The 23,832-nt window shown below is 47.3% G+C and carries 17 protein-coding genes, 1 tRNA gene and 1 pseudogene; 11 read left to right on the forward strand and 8 right to left on the reverse strand.

Features of this window, described 5'->3' with window-relative positions; translation table 11 throughout:
* Nucleotides 1-637 precede the first annotated feature (637 nt).
* A complete protein-coding gene (symE, locus tag QMN38_RS16335; RefSeq protein WP_323605376.1) occupies nt 638-1,000 on the forward strand; it encodes an endoribonuclease SymE in 363 nt (120 codons plus the stop codon).
* Nucleotides 1,001-1,100: 100 nt separating this feature from the next.
* Here symE and QMN38_RS16340 read toward each other — a convergent pair whose 3' ends face one another.
* On the reverse strand, nt 1,101-1,334 hold the full coding sequence (locus tag QMN38_RS16340; RefSeq protein ID WP_323605377.1) for a hypothetical protein: 234 nt from the start codon (nt 1,332-1,334) through the stop codon (nt 1,101-1,103).
* 54 nt (nt 1,335-1,388) lie between these two features.
* Nucleotides 1,389-1,715: a helix-turn-helix domain-containing protein gene (locus QMN38_RS16345; RefSeq protein WP_271457520.1), complete on the reverse strand. Its 327-nt coding sequence runs from the start codon at nt 1,713-1,715 to the stop codon at nt 1,389-1,391.
* Nucleotides 1,716-1,911: 196 nt separating this feature from the next.
* Here QMN38_RS16345 and QMN38_RS16350 point away from each other — a divergent pair, with 196 nt between their 5' ends.
* From QMN38_RS16350 to dndE, 5 genes are all read left to right on the forward strand, one after another.
* Nucleotides 1,912-2,172 carry a helix-turn-helix domain-containing protein gene (locus QMN38_RS16350; RefSeq protein WP_323605378.1) on the forward strand — a complete coding sequence of 87 codons (261 nt, stop codon included), beginning with the start codon at nt 1,912-1,914 and terminating at the stop codon, nt 2,170-2,172.
* 146 nt (nt 2,173-2,318) lie between these two features.
* Nucleotides 2,319-3,404, forward strand: a complete 1,086-nt coding sequence (gene dndB / locus QMN38_RS16355) for a DNA sulfur modification protein DndB (RefSeq protein WP_323605379.1) — start codon at nt 2,319-2,321, stop codon at nt 3,402-3,404.
* Entirely contained in the window at nt 3,401-5,035 is a 1,635-nt protein-coding gene (gene dndC, locus QMN38_RS16360; RefSeq protein WP_323605380.1) for a DNA phosphorothioation system sulfurtransferase DndC, read from the forward strand. The genes dndB and dndC overlap by 4 nt, the downstream gene beginning before the upstream one ends.
* Entirely contained in the window at nt 5,025-7,025 is a 2,001-nt protein-coding gene (gene dndD / locus QMN38_RS16365; protein ID WP_323605381.1) for a DNA sulfur modification protein DndD, read from the forward strand. Before dndC ends, dndD begins: the two co-directional genes overlap by 11 nt.
* Nucleotides 7,025-7,384 (forward strand): DNA sulfur modification protein DndE, encoded by a 360-nt coding sequence (gene dndE / locus QMN38_RS16370; protein WP_058675766.1) that lies wholly within the window; start codon nt 7,025-7,027, stop codon nt 7,382-7,384. Before dndD ends, dndE begins: the two co-directional genes overlap by 1 nt.
* A 284-nt stretch (nt 7,385-7,668) precedes the next feature.
* On the opposite strand, the gene dptH is transcribed toward dndE, so the two are convergent.
* From dptH to dptF, 3 genes are read right to left on the reverse strand one after another with little or no spacing between them, the layout of a single operon-like run.
* Entirely contained in the window at nt 7,669-12,717 is a 5,049-nt protein-coding gene (dptH, locus tag QMN38_RS16375) for a DNA phosphorothioation-dependent restriction protein DptH (protein WP_323605382.1), read from the reverse strand.
* On the reverse strand, nt 12,698-14,053 hold the full coding sequence (dptG, locus tag QMN38_RS16380) for a DNA phosphorothioation-dependent restriction protein DptG (protein WP_160832649.1): 1,356 nt from the start codon (nt 14,051-14,053) through the stop codon (nt 12,698-12,700). Before dptG ends, dptH begins: the two co-directional genes overlap by 20 nt.
* On the reverse strand, nt 14,053-15,651 hold the full coding sequence (dptF, locus tag QMN38_RS16385; RefSeq protein ID WP_058675763.1) for a DNA phosphorothioation-dependent restriction protein DptF: 1,599 nt from the start codon (nt 15,649-15,651) through the stop codon (nt 14,053-14,055). Before dptF ends, dptG begins: the two co-directional genes overlap by 1 nt.
* A 237-nt stretch (nt 15,652-15,888) precedes the next feature.
* On the opposite strand from dptF, the gene QMN38_RS16390 reads away from it, so the two are divergent.
* Nucleotides 15,889-17,009, forward strand: a protein-coding gene (locus QMN38_RS16390) for an IS3 family transposase (protein ID WP_323605383.1) whose coding sequence is annotated in 2 segments (ribosomal slippage) — nt 15,889-16,147 and nt 16,147-17,009 — 1,122 coding nt in all. Because the reading frame shifts where the segments join, the coding sequence is not laid out codon by codon here.
* Here QMN38_RS16390 and QMN38_RS16395 read toward each other — a convergent pair.
* Both QMN38_RS16395 and QMN38_RS16400 read right to left on the reverse strand, forming a co-directional pair.
* On the reverse strand, nt 17,002-18,297 hold the full coding sequence (locus QMN38_RS16395; RefSeq protein WP_323605384.1) for a tyrosine-type recombinase/integrase: 1,296 nt from the start codon (nt 18,295-18,297) through the stop codon (nt 17,002-17,004). The two genes, QMN38_RS16390 and QMN38_RS16395, sit on opposite strands and share 8 nt — an antisense overlap.
* Before the next feature lie 186 nt (nt 18,298-18,483).
* Nucleotides 18,484-18,568, reverse strand: a tRNA-Leu gene (locus tag QMN38_RS16400).
* Between the two features lie 220 nt (nt 18,569-18,788).
* Here QMN38_RS16400 and ahr point away from each other — a divergent pair.
* The gene (gene ahr, locus QMN38_RS16405; protein WP_103768575.1) at nt 18,789-19,808 is read left to right on the forward strand and encodes an NADPH-dependent aldehyde reductase Ahr; all 1,020 of its coding nucleotides are present in this window, start codon (nt 18,789-18,791) and stop codon (nt 19,806-19,808) included.
* 30 nt (nt 19,809-19,838) lie between these two features.
* Here ahr and idnK read toward each other — a convergent pair whose 3' ends face one another.
* The gene (gene idnK / locus QMN38_RS16410; RefSeq protein ID WP_047358547.1) at nt 19,839-20,360 is read right to left on the reverse strand and encodes a gluconokinase; all 522 of its coding nucleotides are present in this window, start codon (nt 20,358-20,360) and stop codon (nt 19,839-19,841) included.
* Nucleotides 20,361-20,577: 217 nt separating this feature from the next.
* On the opposite strand from idnK, the pseudogene idnD reads away from it, so the two are divergent.
* From idnD to idnT, 3 genes and pseudogenes are all read left to right on the forward strand, one after another.
* Nucleotides 20,578-21,617 (forward strand): annotated as a pseudogene (gene idnD / locus QMN38_RS16415) (L-idonate 5-dehydrogenase).
* Between the two features lie 11 nt (nt 21,618-21,628).
* On the forward strand, nt 21,629-22,393 hold the full coding sequence (gene idnO / locus QMN38_RS16420) for a gluconate 5-dehydrogenase (protein WP_048212822.1): 765 nt from the start codon (nt 21,629-21,631) through the stop codon (nt 22,391-22,393).
* Nucleotides 22,394-22,490: 97 nt separating this feature from the next.
* The gene (idnT, locus tag QMN38_RS16425) at nt 22,491-23,810 is read left to right on the forward strand and encodes a gnt-II system L-idonate transporter (RefSeq protein ID WP_016155581.1); all 1,320 of its coding nucleotides are present in this window, start codon (nt 22,491-22,493) and stop codon (nt 23,808-23,810) included.
* The last annotated feature ends 22 nt before the right edge of the window (nt 23,811-23,832 follow it).

Consider the following 23,832-nt stretch of genomic DNA (forward strand, 5'->3'; position numbering starts at 1 on the left):
GATTGATTATGGAAATAGCACGGTCAACATTAATCATTGGCGATAATTTAAAAAGCTGTAAATGTGAGTGATGCAAATCACACGTCATTTTTTTACCCGTTCATATTCAACAAGTTTTTTTTTGCGTTTTGATTTGCCCTTCACCGTTGCATGTCACTGGAGAGGGGAAATACTGAAAACTTAACTTTCCAGGCTGTTCTTATTATGTATTGGTGAATGAGTACACCCCATTTTGTGAGAGTCGGATCACTTCATGAGGTTATATTTGTGATTTACATCACTAAAAGTGTAAAGCAAAGTGTACAAAACGGTGTTGTTTCAGAATTTGCTATTTGCTTCAGTGAGTTAGATCGCATTTTTGGTCTGATGCCAACCGGTGTTGTTTTCTGGAGCGTAGCGATATTGAGGCGTGCAAAAGGGAATGAATTTATACGGTGAATAATACCGGATTTATTGGGATGAGGGCGTTTTCTATTTATTCCGAAAGCGTGCTATTCGCGCTTATTTCATTGTATTTACATCTGGACTTCCCCCAGTTCACTGGGGTTATTTACAGGAGTTTTATTAGTGCGATGCGAAGGTGCACCAACACCTGCGCATCGCTAATCGCAGTAACTATTATCGGAGAATAGTCACCATGACTGATACGCATTGTATTGCAGTTTCGTTTGCTCCAGAAGTGCACGCCGCAGATAACCGCCGCCTAAAAGTGGGTTATGCGAGCCGTTATCCTGATTACAGCCGTATTCCGGTGAAATACGTCCAGTTTCCGTCCATTGTGATGAAGGGGATGTGGCTGAAAGCTGCCGGATTCGACACCGGCACCCGCGTCGATGTACGCGTAATGCAAGGCTGCATCGTGTTAACCGCTCGCGCACCTGAACCCGAAGAGTCAGAACTGATGAAATCCCTGCGCAAAGTAGAAAAGCTCTCCGCACGCAAACAAAAGCAGGTGCTGGAGTTTATCGCGGTGATTGCGGGGAAAGGGTCGAAGGGGTGAGCGTGTGATTGTCATTGAGGCGCCTGCGGGCGCCTTTATTGGGAGTGACGATTAATCCCGAGAAAGCACAGTATTATCCAAATGGGTATCTACTCTGTATTTAGTTTTTCTTATCAATTGATTGAATCATACCAAACTTTATCAATGATATTTCAATCTCTGTAATCCAGTGTTCAGGGCACGGCTTAACACGCTGATTAGGATCTTTACGATTATGGGGCTGTCGTTTAGTAAGTCCATGCATATCCTTTACATGGGCAATCCAACAAGGATGATGTATTGTTTTTCCAGTTCTTTCTCGAATATCAGCAGTAATCTCTTTATACGTTGCCATTTAAATAAATCACCCCAAAAAAACTACAGCACTGTCGCAACAATGCTTCCACAATCATTCAATAGAAGTGGAAAGAAGAAGATTAAGTGCGCCTTTCCTCCTCACAGCATCAGCGCTATACCAATTTCTTATCATTGAGGCCAAATCATCATCATCGGCATAAAAATAGGCTAAAGGTAACTCCAACACATCAGCAAGCTGTTGAACTATTTCAATATTTGCCTGATGAACCCCTTTCTCATACCTATTGATACGTGGACTTGCGACAAATTCATCGATCCCGGCAAGAATACCAAGCTGTTTTTGTGACAAACCCTTAGCAAGCCGTGCTTCTTTAAGACGCTTACTGAAGGTTCGATTGTACATTGTAGAATCATTCATAACTACGATAATCGTAGCTATTGAGCTTTTCAGATACTACGAAATACGTAGCATAAAATTACGTTATATTTTACATACCAATTTCATCAAAGTTAGATCCTCTTTCCAAAACTACGAAAAACGTAATTTTATCACTCGAAAAATACTACGAATTACGTAGCATACGTAATGTTACTTAAACAGAGATGAAAGTGAAATGAACACAAATTGGCACAAGGCCGACATCATTGCGACATTGCATAAAAAAGGAATGTCACTGGCAGCACTGTCCAGAGAGGCAGGATTGAGTTCGTCCACACTGGGCAATGCTCTGGAGAGACCATGGCCTAAAGGTGAAATCATCATTGCTAAGGCAATTGGCATCCCACCAGAGGTTATCTGGCCAGAAAGATACTACAAGGGAGGAGAGTTTATAAATCGCGGTGAGTTGATACGTAAGTTCCGTACACAGATGTAGTTACGTAAAAAAAGACGTAATACAACTCAAAGAAATGTTCAGACACTTTGTCAGATTATGCTTTAAGAAGAGAAAGCATTTATAAATAGAATGCTTTTACGTAAAATAACACGTAAGAGCGCTAACCGAACAACAGGGAATCCGCCATGGCGAACTTCGACGCTGATTACTGCTATTCTTTCCCCGCTGTACGCGGAGTACAAGCAGGCAGGCCATTTTATATTGCAACCTGCCCTATGCGCATCATACCCAAAATTTTTAGCTTTGATGAAACCGATGTTCCACCAGAGCTGCGTGCTCAACGCATTCTGAACAAATCCAGAATACCTGAGATGGTCAGGTATCTGCTTGAGAATCCGAAAGATTATGTATTCTCTGCATTGACAGCCTCTATTGCCGTTGATGTTCAGTTTAATGAGTACGAAAACTCAAACAATCTAGGAACACTTAAAGTTCCGATGGATGCCCAGATCCTCATTAATGATGGTCAACATCGTCGTAAAGCGATTGAGGACGCTTTAGCCGAGCGTCCGGAACTCGGCCAGGACAACATTCCAGTGCTGTTTTTCGTTGACGAAGGGTTAAAACGTAGCCAGCAGATGTTTGCTGATTTGAACAAATACGCGATTCGCCCTAGTCCATCGCTTTCAGCGCTTTACGATCACCGTGATGTAAGTTCAAATCTGGCACGTTATCTGGCAATGACAATAGAGCCATTTATCGGCCTTACCGAACTTGAAAAGTCCAGCATCAGTATGCTTTCCAATAAGTTATTTACGCTGAGTAGCATTAAACAGGCAACTCGAGCGCTTTTGGGTAAAGATCCGAAAGTTGGCAGTATTGAAGACAACACGGCTATTGCCACACAATATTGGCAAGCTATTTACAAAGTAATGCCTGATTGGCAGCTTGCTGCACGGAAAGAAGTTTCCCCTGCTCAGCTGCGTCAGGACTATGTGCATGCGCACGGTATCGGCCTGCAAGCACTGGGGTTGTTGGGACGTTCACTTCTCGCTGAAGAGCCAGAACAGTGGCAACAGAAGATACTGAAACTCAAATCCTTCGACTGGCGTAAAAGCAATCCCGAAATGGTTAAACGCGCAATGCAGCATGGCAAGCTGAGTAAGACGGGAACTGCTATTCAGCTCACATGCAATGCACTTAAACTCGCGCTATCTATTCCCCTCACTCCTGAAGAACAGGAGCTTGAAGCTCAAATGGTTGTCTCATGAGTAAATTAGTTCAGGCCTACGATTTGGCCGAATACGAAGATTTTATTAATCAGGAGCAGTTCGCTGGACGCCCTCTGGCCGAATATGTTGCTGAGGTTCAAAGAATTTATTGTGCGGATAGGCGTCCGTGGGTAATTGGCTATAGCGGCGGGAAAGATTCTTCCGCCGTGATCACGCTGGTGTATCTGGCCCTGCTTGGCCTGCCCCCAGAAATGCGCAGCAAAGATGTTTTTGTAGTGTCATCCGATACGCTGGTGGAAACACCAGTGGTAGTAGATTTAATTAAGAAAACGATGCTGCAGATTGAGGCAGGTGCAAAGCGTAATGGCCTGCCGATCACTCAGCACGCTGTGACGCCTAAAACCAACGAAACGTTCTGGGTGAATTTGCTGGGGAAAGGCTATCCGGCCCCAACCCGCAGTTTCCGCTGGTGTACCGAGCGTATGAAAATCAATCCGGTGAGCGACTTTATTAAAGATAAGGTTAGCCAGTTTGATGAAGTGATTGTTGTCCTCGGCTCACGTAGTAGCGAGAGTGCTTCCCGTGCGCAGGTCATCGCAAAACACAAAATTGATGGCTCACGCCTGGCCCGACATACCACGCTGGCAAATGCGTTTATCTATACGCCTATTGATACCTGGGATGTAGAAGACGTCTGGAAGCTGCTGCGCGGCGCGTTCCGCTATGCTCCTGAAGATATCGACGAATGGGAAAGCCCTTGGGGTGGCAATAACCGCCCGCTTTGGACTCTTTATATGGATTCCTCAGCTCAGGGTGAATGTCCGCTAGTTATTGATGACAGCACGCCTTCCTGCGGTAACTCACGCTTTGGTTGCTGGACATGTACTGTCGTCACAAAAGATAAAGCGATGGAAAGCTTAATCCAGAACGGTGAAGAGTGGATGTCGCCACTTTTGAAATACCGCGACCTGCTGGCTTTCACAACCGATCCAGTAAACAAAGATACCTACCGCAACTATAAACGGCGCACAGGTAAAGTGAGCTACCAGTATGCAAAAGATGGCGAGGAACTTACAGCTGAGCGTAAACATGTACCAGGTCCTTACTGGCTTAAGTATCGCCAGGAATGGTTGAAGGAATTGCTGACGATTGAGCGTGATATGAACGCTCAGGGCCATACCATTACATTAATCACAGAACCTGAGCTTCATGCCATACGCCAGCAATGGCTAAAAGATCCCAACGAGCCTGACTGGTACGACACATTACCGGGCATTTATCGCGAGGTTTATGGCAAGGATCTGGACTGGGTTATAGACGATCAATCACGTTTCGACGCCAGCGATGCAGATTTGTTGATACAGATAGCTCAGGGATTTGACGTTGCACCCGAGATGGTCATGAAGCTGATTGAACTGGAAGTGTCAATGGAAGGGCTAAGCCGTCGTCAGGGGATTTTTGACAAACTCGGTACCATTCTAAAACAGGACTGGGGTAGTCTCGAAGAGATCCAGCAGCAACAAGCAGCACTACAAAAACGTAACGACCGGGATATTCACCAGGAAGAAGTCACCAGGCTGGAAGCTGAACTTCAGGTTCTACAGCGAAGAATTGTCGATGCCAGTGAATCCTCTGTTTTAGTCGAGGAGGAAAACGAACGTGCTCATTAAACAACTAGTGTTACATAATTTTCGGGTATTTAACGGTACTCATGCCATTGATCTGGCCCCCAGAAAGCGCCCACACGATTTGAATCCACGACCTATTGTACTGTTTGGTGGTTTAAACGGTGCAGGGAAAACGTCGATCCTATCAGCGATCCGTCTAGCACTATATGGTCGGCTGGCGTTTGGCCTTGCCACTCAACAACAGGAATATGTCGAGCAACTTAGTTCGTTAATTCACAACGGTGCGTACGATATTGAACAACCTGAGGAAGCCGCTGTCGAATTGACCTTTACCTATAATAAGGGCGGCCATGAAGCGGAATTTACCGTTACGCGAACCTGGAAAAAAGGTAAGAAAGATCGCCTATCTCTGCAACAGGATGGACAGCCACTCAGTGAGCTGGATTACGATCAGTGCCAGGGGTTTCTTAATGAATTAATCCCGCATGGCATTGCCGATCTGTTCTTTTTTGATGGCGAGAAAATTGCGGAGCTGGCGGAAGATGAATCCGGCAATATTTTGCGTACCGCAGTGCGCCGTTTATTAGGTCTGGATCTGATATCCAAACTGCGTAATGACTTAATGATTTTTGTTAAGCGCCAGCAATCCAGCCAGTTGGTGGGTTCTCAACAACAGCAGATTGCAGAGCTTGAAAAACAAAGTAAAGAATTGGCCTGCCAGACTGAAGAGATACTGGAAAGAGCCGATTTTGCCAAATCGCGGATTGAGTTTATTTCTAAAGATATCATCCGTTATGAAGGTTTGCTAAATGCTCAGGGGGGGGCTTTTGCCCAGACAAAAGCGCAGGAAAAGCAGAAAGTTGATGCGTTATTGAAAGATAAGGAACGTCTGGAAAAAGCACTGCGTCAGGAATGTGATGGGCCGCTACCTTATGCGCTTGCGCCCACTATTTTGTCTCGTTTACTGCAACAAATTACTGATGAAACGCAGATTAAACAGGCAAAAAGCTTTGAAAAAGAGCTGAGCCAGTTTTTAACGCAACTCAGAAATGATATTGCATTTCGTTCTGAGGGAACTGGCAAAATAGCAGCTGAAGCGATTACCGATAATCTAAAAGAGTATATGGCAACTAAGCCTAAAGGCGATTTGCTGTTTGATATCTCTGAACGTGAAGCCGGTATGCTCCAACAGTCGATTGAACAAGACAGCAAAAAGGCATGGCAACGCTTCGATCTTTACCGTACCCAGTTATCAGAGACTGAACAGCAGTTAGAGCAGGCTGCTGCAAATATTGCCCGCGCCCCGGAAGACGACCAGTTAATGGAGCTCTTTGAGAAGCTACGCGAACTGGATAAGCAACGTGAAAAACAGCGGCAAAAATATCTTTCATTGCTGGAAGATGCTAAACGAATTAAGCAACAGCAACTGGATTGCGTTCGTCAGGTACAAAAAATGCATGATGTTGCCCGAAGTCAGCATGGCTTGAGTAGCGCCTTTAAAAACGCTCAAGAAACGATTAATTTACTCGATCGATACAGTGATGTATTAACGCAGGCAAGAGTGAAAACACTGTCAGCGAATTTCGAAATAGCCTATCGCAAACTGGCCCGTAAAGAAGATTTACAACTTAGTGCGCACATTAACCCAGAGACGTTTGACGTAGAGCTGATTGATGAACAAGGATCCGTCATAAAACGTAAGCTGCTTTCTGCCGGTGAAAAGCAAATTTATGCAATTGCTATTCTTGAGGCTTTAGCAAAAACCTCAGGACGTGATTTACCGGTGATTATCGATACGCCATTAGGACGTCTGGATTCTCAGCATCGGGATAAACTGATTAACCACTATTTCCCGTTTGCCAGCCATCAGGTAGTGCTGCTATCTACTGATACGGAAGTGGATGAGCGTTATTTTGTTGATCAATTGCGTGATGATATCTCTCATGCTTATGAGATTGTGTTTAATGCACATACCAAATCGTCTGCACTGAAACCTGGCTATTTCTGGGAATTAACTAAGGAGGCGATCTGATGCTCCCGAATCGAATGGTGCTTAGTCGTCAGACTGAAGAGCAGCTTAAAAAATTGAAAGGATATACAGGGATTACGCCCAATGTCGCTGCTCGACTGGCATTTTTCCGTTCGGTAGAGAGCGAGTTCCGTTATTCGCCTGAGCGGGATACCAAGAAGCTGGATGGCTCGCTGGTACTGGATAAAATTACGTGGCTGGGGGAGACATTACAGACTACAGAATTGGTGTTGAAGATGCTTTATCCACAGATGACGCAGAAGGATATGATTAAAGCCTGGGCAGCACATGTTGAGGATGGGATTGCGGGGTTAAGAAACTATCGCTCGGTAAAAGATTTTGTATATGGAGTATACAAATAATGGAAAATAATAAGTCGATATTCACCCCATCTTTGCTAACAAAGCATGAAAATGGCACACTAACAACGGTAATCTGTATTAGTCGCGACTTGATCTGACATATGGTAATCCCCCCGAAAAATCGATGCAGGCATAAGTAGAATTTTCTCCTAACCTGAATGCAGGGGGGATTACCAGTGCATATAACAACATCAAAGGATTATGAGGGGCCCTTTAGTCCCCTCGCCGCCAGCACGAAATTAACTAAATTTTTCAGAAAGCTAAGATCCATAGACCTACCAGGCTCAACCCTTAGAATTGTTCAGGCGGGATAACATGGAGGAAACCTTCACTTTCTTAACACTCATCTTCAACTGACCGTTATCCAAATGGTAGCCAACTGATAAACACTGTCCTTTGGATAGGTCTCCTAGTTGCTTTTCCCACTCAGCCTGCTTTGTACCTGGCATGCTCAGTTCAAGAATTTTCGCGTACGTCTTTGTCTCTGTTTTTGCTGGTGCAAAAATCAGCTTGTGACACGCCTGGAATAAACGATCTTGCTCATCTTTACGCAGCATACTTAGCGTTTGAGTCGCCAGAATTAGGGATACCCCAAACTTGCGTCCTTCCGTTAACATTTTGCCCAATGGGCTCTCCAGGCGATGATCGAGGTTCTGCACTTCATCCAATACAATAGGAATCGGTTTTTCCTTACTACCGTAACTACATGCGTAGGAGTATAGATCCCAAAGTAAAAACTCAGTACAAAGCATTGAAATATCGTGGTTAAGCGACGCAAGTTGCATAATTGTTGAGCGGTGATGTTCACTCTCAAACACATCATTCCAACTTTTATCACTGTCAGATGAAAACAAGTTAGACTTAACAAGAGGAGCCAGCTTGCTTGCAAGTGCTGGTCCTGCAGTTTCTTCCTCGTTTAGGTCATCCAACATATTCTGTAAGCTATAAGCACTACCATATCGTTGGACACCAGATTCAATCACTTCATTGAGCACTGCGATCTGGCGCTCGCCAATTGTCGAATATACCTTGTTAAAAACAGAGGCTACCCTTCCAGCCACCATATGAGGCTTCTCTTCGAGAAAAATCCCGCCAAAATCTTGCTTTTGAGCTCTAAATGGCGACATACCAAATGGCTCATTACAAAGAATATTGGATTTAGGATTTGTTCGTTCAATAAACTCCGGCTCAAGGTGATTCGGCAAGAATCCGTTTGTATAATCAATCACCAGCGACCGAATTTGAGCATCGGCCAAGCTCATCAACAAACCTTGTATACAGTAGGTCTTACCCTGCCCTGAGCTACCAAAAATGATCAGGTGACGGTTTGCTAAATCCTTGTGCCCGTACTCCCAGAAAACTTTTTCGCCGGTAAGCGTATTCTGACCAATTTCAACTCGGCATTCACTCGCATAATCTGGGGTTGGCTCTGCAGCTAACTTTGACGGCTCCTCTGTTTGGAGGTTCGGTTTTAAATCCTCTGGCTTATCGACCACAACGTCTAATGGAACGAGCGACTCTCTTTTTTTCAAAGCTGTCTGCCCCACCAACATATACTCCGCCGGCACATGGCAGATCTGTGCGATGTCCTTTTCGTTCATTAATACTTGAAGCGGGTGTTGCACCAGTGAAGGCAGCAAAGACATAGGAAGGTCAACCTTCAACACGCCATCCTGCATGTTATAGCCAGGTTCGAAACAGCTTCCGCTTTCAAGGTGGCTAACCACTAGACCTGCTGGATAGTTCTCAAGCTCCGCAATCGCGTAGTTACCGCGTAGCCACTCTTCTTTCTCTGCCAGCAGGGCTTCGAAATAGTCATTGCTGAATACGTTGTACAGACGGTATTTGTCGATTTGCATCAACACTTGGCGGATAAACAAGCCTCGGTATAGCTTCGACGCCAGTGTCTCGTCGCTCAAAAGCTCTGTTAGATAGCGGCGAAGCTCATTCGCTTGCTGTACTGCTTTTTTGTAGTCTGGCGTGGAGCCTGCTTTCACTTCGACAGGAAGCAAATAAAGGTTACCCTCTTTAAAGCCCACCAGCAGTATATCATCTGAAATCGCGCCTTTTTTATATCTCTGCACATTGCGTGAGAAGTCACTGTCGGTCATTTTCAGGCCGATGTTACCCGACACGCGGATCATTTCACCAACTGAGAGCGGAACCCAGGTGATATCAGATTGGTGCACCAGACACGTCGCAAATTTATAGGCGCCGATAATGCCAGTTCGCTCTTTGCGAATGGTGTCGTTGCAAGTCAACATCTTCAGTAGCCAATCACCATTGAAGGCATTGAACTCGTTAATCTGCTTGCCGCCACTTTGTGCAACCACCCTTTCGAACAAACCACGCTGTGCCGTCACGGTTATCGCATCGTAGCTGGCTGAGCTGGTGTACTGATCAGAATAATGAATAAGCACGATACATTGATTGGCGTGGAAGAAGTCTAGCGTCACTTTCGGGTCGATGATGGTGGTCCAAATCGAGCTGTCATAAGAGCGCGCTAGCAGAGATTTAAAATCTTCACTAACCGCAAGAGCAGGAGCATTGGCCCCCGTGTATTGTGTGCTGGGCTTAAATGCTGGTTCTATTAACGAGCCAACATACTTCGCTATTTCCAAGTGTGGTTGGTTACTATATTGAACGTTTTGCAAACCAAATGCAGTGAAGTATGAGCCTTCATCACTTTTAGAAGCGTCGCCCGTCAGCAGACCATCACACGCAATACCACTAGGCATGTCGTCAATGCTCAAGGTCGTTAACTTCACGTTGTCGTTGTTTCTGAAAAAAGACAGGTGCGAGTAGGCTTGCCCTTCGCGTTCACTTTGAGCATTGGTAAACTTGCTGTAAGTTAGCCGGGTTCGCAGAATATCGATAATGGTGTCGGCATTTTCTCGCACTTTCTCTCGGTCCAATTCCAACCAAGACTTTAATTCTTCGTAATTGAACGTTTCTGCAAACTGGTCAAATGCATTGAAAACCAGCTCATCATCGTAGAGGTTGACATGAATTGATGCCGCTTTATCGAGGTTATCTTTTACATAGTCAACCAAACCGAGGAATAACTCTTCTGCACGATCTTGATTCACGGCATTCACCAACACACTCTTCTCTGAGCCGGTAAACAAGTGGCGAAACGCTTTTTGGAACTCGTTGATCTTTTCTTTAACCAGCTTGCGAACGAACTTCAGACAACTTTTCTGGTGAGGGACACTTTTAACCCAAAACCCGTTTTCTGTTACTTGCTGGTTGTAGGCAAACCCATGCTTGGGATGATAGACATACGGAAGCAGTCCACTTGGCCCCAAGCGATTGAACGTGACAGTTGGCAAGTCAGCAAAGCTGTCATCTTTTTGCATTTCATTACAAAGATTTAAGTAGTAAGCCAACACCATTGGGTGGAATGGCGAGTAATATTCTTCACCATTCTCGCGAACCAAACCGATTTGCATCACAAGCTTTTGCTCTTTGGTAAGCATGCCACCAGTTGGGATCGCGTTGAAATAATCAAGGAATGCATCCACGGTCGCTTTCACGAGTGCCGTAAATATAGGCCCCCACGAAACCAACGAAATAGTTGTTCGTCGGCTCGCTAGATAGTCAAACAGTGCTTGGTATGCTGAGTGAAGACCGTCATCAATAGACCTTAACTGTTCCAACGCCATGCTGTTGGATTCCGCTAGGTAGACTTGCTTTTGCTGAACGAAACACTCTTCCCAACGAAGTAGGCTAATGCGCGGCTCCATGACGCGAAATTCACTATGATCGATCGCGACAACGTCTTTACTCGGATAAAGCTCGCCAAACACGTGATCGTCAAACAATTTGTGGAAGCGAGATTGGTTAAGCAGCAATGGGAAGGACAGGCTGCTTTCTACCTGTTCACCCTCAATATAAAATGTCAGGGAATTATCACCTGATTTCACCACAAAGCTGATTTCTTCTGACTCGTTGGCCAAAGATTCAAAATCGACAACACCAAATTCTGCGCGGTCAACCACTTCACCGACATCATCTAGGCTTCGGTTTGCAGTTAGCGCCGGGTTAATAACCAAGCTGTTGTCTACCGTTTTCAAGGTAAGGCGTTTTTTTGAAGGCTCAACGGCGAAAATGTTTTTGAATGCCTCGAGGTGAAACTCGCCTTTTCTGACAACCAAGCAACGGAAGTTATGGTGTTCAGAGGTATTGTCACGCTTCAATGCTAGCGTGAAAAACAAAGGCTCATTGGCATAACTAGCTGCTAGAGTAGCGTTTGCCCCTTTACTAGTTAGGCGCGTGCTGATGACTTCTTGTTTGCCAAGTGCATTCGCTGGCGAGACTTTAAACTGCTCTTTTCTTAAATCGCTGATGCCAGAAAAGCTCAGTTTAAGTTCAAACTCACTTTGCCCTTCTTCCAGTGCAATAATCAAGTGACGGTCACGCAATCCTGCTTTAGTTTCTTTTGGGTAGCGACCAATCACTTGCGCATTATTGGTCTCGTCTTCACCTTCATGCTTAAGGTTCTGAATCTTATTCCTTTTGATCTCTTCTCGATAAGTTTCAAACTCCACATCTTTCCAACCATCGTCAGAAAAATGTTCTTTGATAAACCTACTACTAAAGCCTTTAAGCCTTTCTTCGAGTTGCTGACCAAAATGCTCTACTTCAAACGACAACTCTTGGTAAAGCGTACGGTTTTCTTCTAGGCGCTGTTTGATCTGTTTTTTATTGCCCGATAACTCAGCAACAAAAGGATCCTCAAACATGCCTAGCTCGCTGAAACACAGCTCGCCATCCTCAACTGCCTTGTATAAAGACTCGAAACCGAACATGGTCGCACCATCTTCCAAAATCGCGTCAAATTGGTCGTCCAAAAGGCAAAGCGAAACGTCTCGAGATTTGTCAGATTGCTCAATAAAGCCACTAAGAGCGAATTTGATTTTCCCTGGACTCCACACCTGGCCAGACTGGCCAAGATCTTCCGCCGAGTTGATGAGAGTATCTAGGCGACTATTGTGAATCACCACCAGTGCACAGCCCTTCAACGGACCTTCCTGGCTTGCTATTTCGTCACGCAAATTAGAGATGTAGTTTTCGGTAAAGCCCGTTTCACACGCATCTTCGCTATGAAGCACTGGCACCACTTTGCAGTCTTCTAGGTCTAAATAGCTCAGCGCTACACCATTGCGAGCTTCGCTCTCTCCTCCTTTTCGCGCTAAGAGCGCATCGAAAAGTCGCTGACTATTAGCATGGTCAGGAGAGTTAAACTGGTAGCGATAGCCTGCGCGGATGTTTCCTTTCGCGTGCAGTAAAAACTGCTCAACCAGAAACGATTCAAATTGTTTTGCGCACATACACTGCATCTCCACTATCACTCATGCGTTCAACGTTGCCAATTCGCTCATAGAACTTAATAAGCTCTTGTTCTGTCTGCTTATCAACAAAAATCCCCCTTTGCTGTAAGCCAATTATCAGCTCATGGAAGCGAAGCTTTTCTTCCTTACCCACCACCAGGTTAGTAAGCAAAATAATGTGGTCTTGAGTGAGTACTAACACCCGACCAGAGCGACCACGAGCTTGCACGAAGCCAGTAGCCATGTTTTCTTCAACCGCTTTAATATATTTTTTGATAGTCCCCGGACGGTCGGTTTTAGGGTCTCTGAACTGTTCTTCAGCAAGCTTCAAAGCATATTCCAACCAATCAATTGCGGTTTCTGCTTTTTCAGGTATTGCTGTTTCAAGTTTTCTGTTGTGGCGAAACATTTTTGCGTAATTTTCAATATACCCAGCTAGATCACTCCGCTCTGAACTCTTAATATCCTTTGCCAATTGCCACAAAGGTTTTTTTAATTTTTCTGGGTTTGGTTGAAGATTTTCCAGCATAGAGAGGAAGGGAAACAGCTTGAAAGACGATTCGCTAAAAAGCTTGTAACCGTGCTTTTTGATATGGATACGTTCACTGCTGGCGCGCTCATGATCCATGATGAAATACAGCGGTTTCGCGGTTGGGGCTTCACCTGTTTTCCAATCCGACAACGATAGGCTTAATTGAGCCGTGTAAGCAAAGCCATAGAATGCCAAGAAACGCTCGAACTCATCCAACAGGTATTTCGGATAACCAGTTAAAAACTCGAGGTCACGTTTAAACGCCTCTGCTATATAGGGCAAATATGGTGACTCGGTCACTTGGAAGTCCTTGTCACGATCTGACTTTGTTTTGTCTAAAAGCGTTTTAAGAAACTCCTCTTCGAGGAAGTTCAAGTTAGATTCAAATCGTTCAATTTGCTGTCCTTGAAGTAAGTTAATAAACAAGGATGCCATTCGCATGTCGCGCGTGTACTTGTTATCTTGACTCTTCTGGCTCTTAAACAACAGAAACTCAGGGGTTACCGAGAATATATTTTCATTAGTGAAATACATATCTTCAAGTACACTCCAAAATTCCTCTTCACCCAATTTGTTTTGTAAGTTGTTTTTGCAATCCGCAGTAAAATCTTGGTAATTGTACTTTTCTATTTTTTTACAAAGTAATCCACGCAGGACTAAGCCCACGACTGATGACCAGTCAAAATCATTGCCTTGCGTACGAATGGGAATGTAACTGCTCAACGTATTCTTATTTTGGAACTTATCAGCTACCGTTTGTGGCAAACCGGCCTTTATCGGTAATGTGAAATTATCGGTCGTCATTAGTGCATACCACTCACTTCAAAATAGTCACTTTCTTCTTTCACGATTTTGTAGCGCTTATCACCCTTGAGAATAAAAAAGGTCTCTTTTTGCTTAGCTACTGTCAGCATCTGTTCCAATGCTTCATCAAGTAACAAAACAGCATTTTTGTCGTGCTTGTTAGGGCGATACCCCTGCCCAATCTTGACCAAAAGCTCAAGTAGTTTGACGCTAATTGGCATTGGCTTAAGCGATTGTTCATCGACTTTCAGATACACATTGAAGGTGCCTATTTTTTCGAGTGTACTGTTTTGTATTGCTGAAAAATCGGCCTTAACTTCAAGAGACACCGCCGTTTTGTAGCCATTAAGCTCAGAAACTAAATACTCGTCTTTGTCGAGTGTTGGGGCATGACGATTACAATAGCGGTGAAGCGCTGCGATCAGCGTTTCTTTGTAGAAACTGCCAAGCAGTTTGCGCATCTTTCCTGAACCATCGAAATCACGATGTCGCATCCAGACAGATGCATAGGTTTCTACCAGATTGTTTGTGAACTCGTTTTGGATAGGCGTTACAAACTCATTGCTGAGCTCTTTGTCACCCCGAAGCAAATAGAAAAGGCGAAGAAAAGACGTTGCTTTGGTTACCTCGTAAAAACCAAGCTCGTTAATTTTAGATCTAAACGCATTGAAACGCTCATCTTCAATGCCCAGCTCATGCTGAAGCACAAACTCATCGACGGTGCGCGTGTGCAGATTACTTGGGTCAAAACCCTGTATACGGGATAACAGCTCGTTATCACTGCCTGCAAACAAGTTGTCGAACAAGTAGCCATCCGCCGCGAGCAACTGGAAAATGAAATCCAGTAACGCTCGGGCCGTGAGGAACTGATCTTTGATAAGACGGGCTTTGAGTAATAAGCCGATCAGAGATTCCTGAACTGAAGGGCGACTCAGCAGCGCATAGTTTGCCGTCAGGCGAGTATGACCTAGAGATTTGAGCTCTTTGTCATAAAGCGCATAGAAAGGATTCTCAAGCGTTTGTGCTGTCAATCTTTTTAGAAATTTTTCTGCAAAGTCTGATGCACAGCCCTCAGCATTGAAGGTGAATTTTGGATAGTCTTCAAAATCCAAGAATACGTACTGCTTTGGAATTGCTGATCGCTTACGAGAGAGAAAGTCTCTGAGCACCTTTTTGATGTCGCTATGCTCTTTGGAACCTTCTTCTGCATAATTGCCGAGCATACCAACGTTAATACCCACAACAAGTGGTTTATGACTTTGCTTGAACTGAGTGAATCTTTGATCAAGAGCTTGAATGGCTGTCTGGCTTGGATTGAAGCTGTGAGTCGCATCCAAATGGAAGTCATGAGTCACTTTGTGCTTTTGGCTGTACTGCGTCAAGATCTCAGACTTGCCATCACCACTACTTCCGCATAGGAAGATGACTTGATTGGACTTAGCAGATAGGAGTGCTTTTTTAAAATCCGCTTCTATATCTGTCGTGATGTATATGTATCTCTTGAATCCAACGAGGTGATCTTGATAGTGCTCTCTCTCGGTACTGACCGCATACGGTGAAGACTTTGAGAGAATGCTGAGAGCTTGTGCAAATTTCAACGGTCATTATTCCTTGAAATAATCAATAGGTTAAATATTACTAAAAAATGCACTGTATTACTGTGATTTCAATACGAATATAGAGTGTCATCATAATGGACAAAAATCGATGAAAGAGACTGTAATTTAAATTGTGTATCTGCCTGTTTTTGATATGTTCCTCCTGTGACCTGCTCCCCGTTGATTAATACACCGCGATGTTAGTAATGTCTTCATAAGCCACATGAGGACATCCCCATGAAGAAGCGATTTTCCGACGAACAGATCATCAGTATTCTCCGCGAGGCAGAAGCCGGGGTTTCGGCCCGGGAACTCTGCCGCAAGCATGCCATTTCAGACGCCACCTTCTACACCTGGCGTAAGAAGTTCGGTGGCATGGAAGTCCCCGAAGTGAAGCGGCTCAAGTCACTTGAAGAGGAGAACGCTCGTCTCAAGAAGCTACTCGCTGAAGCCATGCTGGATAAGGAGGCGCTTCAGGTGGCCCTGGGCCGAAAGTTTTGACGACAGACCAGAAGCGGGAAGCCGTGGAAGTCATGTGTGAGACAACGGGTCTGTCGCAACGCCGTGCCTGCAGGCTGGCTGGTCTGTCACTTTCAACCTGCCGTTATTCGGCTCAGCGTCCGGCTGCTGACGCACAACTGTCTCTACGCATCACAAAGCTGGCACTTGAACGCCGCCGGTTTGGTTACCGGCGCATCTGGCAGTTATTGCGCCGGGAGGGCCTTCACGTCAACCACAAGCGCGTTTACCGCATCTATCACCTTAACGGTCTGGGTGTAAAACGCAGGCGCCGCCGTAAGGGTCTGGCGACTGAACGGCTTCCGCTTCTTCGCCCGGATGCGCCGAACCTGACATGGTCGATGGATTTTGTCATGGATGCACTTGCCAGCGGCCGCCGGATTAAGTGCCTGACCTGTGTGGATGATTTCACGAAAGAGTGTCTGACGATCACCGCCGCTTTCGGGATTTCAGGTATTCAGGTCGCGCGTATTCTGGACAGCATTGCGCTGTTTCGTGGATATCCTGAGACGATAAGAACCGATCAGGGCCCGGAATTTACCTGCCGCGCGCTGGATCAATGGGCCTTTGAACATAGTGTTGAGTTGCGCTTAATCCAGCCGGGCAAGCCAACTCAGAACGGATTTATTGAGAGTTTCAACGGTCGCTTTCGGGATGAATGCCTGAATGAGCACTGGTTCAGCGATGTTCTTCATGCCCGGAAAATCATTAATGACTGGCGGCAGGATTATAACGAGTGTCGACCTCATTCATCGCTGAATTACCAGACGCCATCTGAATTTGCAGCAGGCTGGCGAAACGGGAAGCATGAAGAAAAATCAACCGACATTACTAACTGAAGGTTGTATCTAATACTGGGGGTAGGTCACCATTACCCCGGTTGATCTTCGCATAGTAAAACGGCGTAATCCCTTTCTCCCGGTTCGCATCCAGAAAATCAGCCCACCACTGCAACATCAACTTGCTCTCATCCAGATGTTCCGCTTTATGGATATACGCCGCCCGCACCGAATTGCGTTCCATATGGCTCATCTGCCTTTCAACCGCATCCTTCGACCATAGCCCTGACTCAATTAACGAACTACAGGCCATTGTACGAAAGCCGTGACCGCAAACCTCAGCTTTAGTGTCGTAACCCATAACCCGTAGGGCACTGTTAACCGTGTTTTCACTCATGGGTTTACGCGGGTCGTGATCGCCAATGAAAATCAGCTCGTGCTCCCCACAAAACTGTTTTATCTGTTTCAGGATCGCCAATGCCTGCTTAGAAAGCGGAACCAGATGCGGTGTGCGCATTTTTGAACCGCGATGAGAATGTTTCACTCCAGGAATAGGCTCTCGTTCCGGCGGGATTGTCCACATTGACGTTTCAAAATCAATCTCCGACCAACGAGCAAAACGTAGTTCACTGGATCGAATAAAGATAAGCAGGGTAAGTTCGGCTGCCCAACGGGTTAATGGTCTTCCGGTATAGCCATCTATTTTCTGAAGCAGGTCTGGGATACGCTTTAATGCCAGCGCAGGACGGTGCTGTCGATTGCCAGAAGCAACCGCTCCTGCCATCTCCTGAGCCGGGTTATAATCAATTAACCCGCTTTGCACCGCATAACGCATGATGGCTGTAGTGCGCTGTTGAAGCCGGGCAGCCACCTCAAGACGTCCAGACATCTCCACGGCTTTAATGGGCGCTAATAAATCCCGAGTTTTTAACTCAGCGATATTACGTTCACCAAGCGTTGCAAAGAGATTATCTTCCAGACTTTTTAGCACTCGATGGGCATGATCTTCAGACCACTTTTGATTGGTGCCATGCCACTCGATCGCCACCTCTTTGAAGGTCCGCGCTTTACTCTGTTCAACCTTATCATTTTTCTTTTTGTCTCCCGGATCGACGACATTCGCTAGCAGCTTACGCGCTTCGTCACGACGCGCTCTGGCATCCGCCAGTGTGATTTCAGGATAAACCCCAAGTGCCAGCATCTTTTGCTTTCCGCCAAATCGGTACTGCAGACGCCAGTACTTAGAGCCATTTGGATGAACAAGAAGGTGCATACCGTTGCCATCGGTCAGCTTATATTGCTTATCCGTTGGCTTGGCTGTTCTGACTTTGATATCTGTTAGAGCCATGCTTGTCCCCTCCCTGATGGTACAAGCATTATCGAACCGGAAATACCATCATCTGTACCAACATGTGTTGGTAGATGTACATTGATGTCGGTTGACCTTGAGAGAGCTAATATAGCGGGAAAGGTAGATAAATACTGGATTTCAGACACAAAAAAAGACGTCCGTTGACGTCTATTGATGTTCCGATGGTGCCGAAGGCCGGACTCGAACCGGCACGTATTTCTACGGTTGATTTTGAATCAACTGCGTCTACCGATTTCGCCACTCCGGCACGGAAGGGATGCGGAAAACGTTGTGGATTATACCTGTCATGCGCCACCATGCAAGCACCAGCGTGTGTCTGGCTCGCTAAGTGTTGAAAATTTCAGCATTACCTTTCTTAGCTGTAACCATCATCACAGTTTACCCCCTTTTTAACCCCCCCTTCTGCGAAGCGTCCCGTTTCCCCATGCTCTACACTTCCAGTTCAACACCACACTGAGGGAAACACGATGTCGATGATAAAAAGCTACGCCGCAAAAGCGGCGGGCAGCGAACTCGAACTCTATGAATATGATGCGGGCGAGCTTAAGCCGGAAGATGTCGAAGTGCAGGTCGATTACTGCGGTATCTGCCATTCTGATTTGTCGATGATCGACAACGAATGGGGATTTTCTCAGTATCCGCTGGTTGCCGGGCATGAGGTGATTGGTCGCGTGGCAGCGCTCGGCAGCGCGGCGCAGGATAAAGGTCTGAAGGTTGGTCAGCGCGTTGGGATTGGCTGGACGGCACGCAGTTGCGGGCATTGCGATGCCTGTATCAGCGGTAATCAGATTAACTGCCTGGAAGGGTCTGTTCCCACTATTCTCAATCGCGGCGGCTTTGCCGAGAAGCTGCGGGCCGACTGGCAGTGGGTGATCCCATTGCCGGAGAGCATCGATCTGGCGGCAGCCGGTCCCTTGCTGTGCGGCGGCATCACGGTGTTCAAACCGCTGCTGATGCACCATATCACCGCCACCAGCCGCGTTGGGGTGATCGGCATCGGCGGCCTGGGGCATATCGCCATTAAGCTGTTACACGCGATGGGTTGCGAAGTGACCGCGTTCAGTTCCAACCCGGCAAAAGAGCAGGAAGTGCTGGCGATGGGAGCGGATAAGGTAGTCAACAGCCGCGATCCGGATGCGCTGAAAGCGCTGGCGGGGCAGTTTGATCTCATTATTAATACGGTTAATGTCGATCTTGACTGGCAACCCTATTTTGAAGCGCTGGCCTACGGCGGTAACTTCCATACCGTCGGCGCGGTGATGAAACCGCTGCCAGTGCCGGCATTCACCTTAATTGCCGGCGATCGCAGCATCTCCGGTTCGGCGACCGGCACACCGTTCGAACTGCGCAAACTGATGAAGTTTGCCGGGCGCAGCAAGGTGTCGCCTACCACCGAGCTGTACCCGATGTCGCAAATTAACGACGCTATCCAGCACGTGCGTGACGGCAAGGCCCGTTACCGCGTGGTGCTGAAAGCCGACTTCTGATGCCAGGCTCAGTCCCGCAAGGGGCTGAGCCTATTGCCCGTTACGAAACGCGAGCACCGCCTGGCGGCACTGTTCCGTCACATGCTCGATGTCGTGGTTCACATCGATGCGGGCAATATCGCGTTCATCCTCCTGCGGACACTCCAGCGCGTCAAATTGACTTTTTAACAAGCCCACCGGCATAAAATGCCCTGCCCGACGCTGCATACGCGCCAGAATGGTCTCGTAGTCGCCGTCCAGCCACAGAAAATGCACATTCGGACTGCCCTGACGCAATATATCGCGGTACTGTTTTTTTAATGACGAACAGACAATAAACCCGGTCTCATTCTTTTTATATAAACTGTATGAGGCGTCATTTAATCGTGCTAACCACGGCAGTCGGTCTTCATCAGTTAATGGAATGCCTTCAGACATTTTATCAATATTTTTAGCGGGATGGAGATCGTCACCATCAATGAATTTTGCCGATAATACTGCGGCAATTTTACTGCCAATTAAAGATTTACCGCTACCTGAAACACCCATCAAAATATAACTTTCCCCGGCCATCGAAAAAACTCCAGATTCATATTCCATGGCGCGATACTACGCTTTCCACATTGAGGACTTCACGCTTTTTCAGCGCTGCTGATGAGAATTACAAGGCGCATCACGTTATGCGTAACATTGTAGTGTAACAATTTTCCAGCGTGACCTGTGTCACAAATAATAACACTCAAAACCGTTTAAATGCTGCCGAGGTTACTACCTGACCAGTGAGGCATTTATGCAAGTCAAAACCCAATCCTGCGTTGTCGCGGGTAAGAAAACTGTTGCCATTACCGACCAAAATATTGAATGGAATAATAAAGGAACACTGGTACAAATTACCCGTGGGGGAATTTGCGGTTCCGATTTACATTATTATCAGGAAGGGAAAGTCGGTAATTTTACCGTTAAAGCACCGATGATTTTAGGCCATGAAGTTATTGGTAAAGTGGTGCATAGCGATTCAAAAGAATTACAGGAAGGTCAGTCGGTGGCGATTAATCCGTCGAAGCCGTGTGGCCACTGTAAATACTGTTTGCAGCACGAAGAAAACCAGTGCACGGAAATGCGCTTTTTTGGCAGCGCCATGTATTTTCCCCATGTCGACGGCGGCTTTACCCGGTTTAAAAACGTCGATACCGCGCAGTGTATCCCGTACCCGCAAGAGGCCGATGAAAAAGTGATGGCTTTTGCCGAACCGCTGGCGGTCGCGATCCACGCCGCGCATGAAGCGGGCGACCTGCAGGGCAAGCGCGTGTTTATCTCCGGCGTTGGGCCTATCGGCTGCCTGATTGTCAGCGCGGTGAAAACGCTCGGTGCGGCAGAGATTGTCTGTGCTGATATCAGCCCGCGTTCGCTGTCGCTTGCCCAGCAGATGCCGATACGCTGATTAACCCGCAGCAGGACTCACTCGATGAGTGGAAAAAAGAAAAAGGCTACTTCGACGTCAGCTTCGAAGTCTCCGGTCATCCGTCCTCAATCACCACCTGCCTGGAAGTCACCCGCGCGAAAGGCGTGATGGTGCAGGTCGGCATGGGCGGCGCAGTACCGGACTTCCCGATGATGATGCTGATCGGCAAAGAGATCGCGCTCAAAGGCTCATTCCGCTTTACCACCGAGTTCAACACCGCAGTGTCGTGGCTGGCGAATAACGTTATCGATCCGCTGCCGTTACTCAGCGCCGAATATCCGTTTACCGAGCTTGAACAGGCGCTGATCTTCGCCGGGGATAAAACCCAGGCGGCGAAAGTCCAGCTCGTTTTTGCAGAAACAAAATAAGGAATAACATGATGAACGATCTTTTTTCACTGGACGGCAAAAACATTCTGATCACCGGTTCGGCTCAGGGTATTGGTTATTTACTGGCGACTGGGTTGGGTAAATATGGCGCTCAGATTATCGTCAATGATATTACGCCAGAGCGTGCTGAAGCCGCCGTCGCCAAACTGCAGCAGGAAGGGATTCGTGCCGTTGCTGCACCTTTTAATGTTACGCATAAACAAGACATCGATGCCGCCATTGACCATATCGAAAAAGACATCGGCCAAATTGATGTGCTGGTGAATAACGCGGGTATTCAGCGCCGCCATCCGTTTACCGAGTTCCCGGAACAGGACTGGAACGATGTAATTGCTGTTAACCAGACGGCGGTGTTCCTGGTCTCGCAGGCAGTCACGCGTCGCATGGTGGAACGTCAGGCCGGGAAGGTCATCAACATCTGCTCCATGCAGAGCGAACTGGGCCGCGATACCATCACGCCGTATGCCGCCTCAAAAGGCGCAGTGAAAATGCTCACCCGTGGGATGTGCGTAGAACTGGCACGCCACAATATCCAGGTCAACGGTATCGCGCCGGGCTACTTCAAAACCGAAATGACCAAAGCGCTGGTCGAAGATGAAGCCTTCACCTCCTGGCTGTGCAAACGTACGCCAGCTGCACGCTGGGGCGATCCGCAGGAGCTGATTGGCGCAGCGGTATTCCTCTCGTCCAAAGCATCCGATTTTGTTAACGGGCACCTGCTGTTTGTCGATGGCGGCATGCTGGTCGCCGTCTGACGTTTAGCGACACCGCGCAGCGCTCCGGCGCTGCATTTTTGGCACCCCCCCTAAATCATTCGAGTTGCAGGATGACGGGGATAAAAGAGAAAAGATTATGCCATTAATAATAATTGCGGCAGGCGTCGCGCTGCTTCTGGTCCTGATGATTGGCTTTAAAGTTAACGGCTTTATTGCCCTGGTACTGGTTGCGGCGGTCGTCGGTTTTGCCGAAGGGATGGATGCACAGGCCGTTTTACACTCTATACAAAATGGGATCGGCGGGACGCTCGGCGGGCTGGCGATGATCCTCGGGTTCGGCGCGATGCTCGGTAAGCTGATTTCCGATACCGGCGCGGCCCAGCGCATTGCCACCACGCTGATTGGCACGTTCGGTAAGAAACGTGTGCAATGGGCGCTGGTGATCACCGGTCTGGTTGTCGGTCTGGCGATGTTCTTCGAAGTCGGTTTTGTTCTGCTGCTGCCGCTGGTGTTTACGGTGGTGGCCTCTTCCGGTCTGCCGCTGCTGTATGTCGGCGTGCCGATGGTCGCCGCACTGTCCGTGACCCACTGCTTCCTGCCGCCGCATCCGGGGCCTACCGCGATTGCCACCATTTTCGAGGCCAATCTCGGTACCACCCTGCTGTACGGATTTATTATTACGATCCCGACGGTGATTGTCGCCGGGCCGCTGTTTTCTAAGCTGCTGACCCGCTTTGAGAAAGCACCGCCGGAAGGGTTATTCAACCCGCATCTGTTTACCGAGGAAGAGATGCCGTCGTTCTGGAACAGTATCTTTGCGGCGGTTATCCCGGTCATACTGATGGCGGTCGCCGCGGTGTGTGAGATTACGCTACCGAAGACTAACAGCGTGCGGGTGTTCTTTGAGTTTATCGGTAACCCTGCGGTCGCGTTGTTTATCGCTATCGTTCTCGCCATTTTTACCCTTGGACGGCGCAACGGACGGACGATCGAGCAAATTATGGATATCATTGGCGACTCTATCGGCGCGATTGCAATGATTGTGTTTATCATCGCCGGGGGCGGTGCATTTAAGCAGGTTCTGGTCGACAGCGGCGTGGGGCAATATATCTCGCACCTGATGACCGGTACGTCGCTCTCTCCGTTGCTGATGTGCTGGACGGTCGCCGCGTTGTTGCGCATCGCGCTCGGTTCTGCGACTGTCGCGGCGATCACCACTGCAGGCGTGGTACTGCCGATTATTAACGTCACCCATGCTGACCCGGCGCTGATGGTGCTGGCAACCGGTGCGGGTAGCGTGATTGCCTCACACGTTAACGATCCGGGATTCTGGCTGTTTAAAGGCTATTTTAATCTCAGCGTGGGCGAAACGTTGCGTACCTGGACGGTGATGGAAACACTGATTTCCATTATGGGTCTGTTGGGGGTTCTGGCGCTGAACGCCATCCTGCATTAATACGGTATTACCGGGGAGCATC

The organism is Citrobacter sp. R-1.5.2 (genome assembly GCF_035064245.1).
Classification (GTDB): Bacteria; Pseudomonadota; Gammaproteobacteria; order Enterobacterales; family Enterobacteriaceae; genus Citrobacter.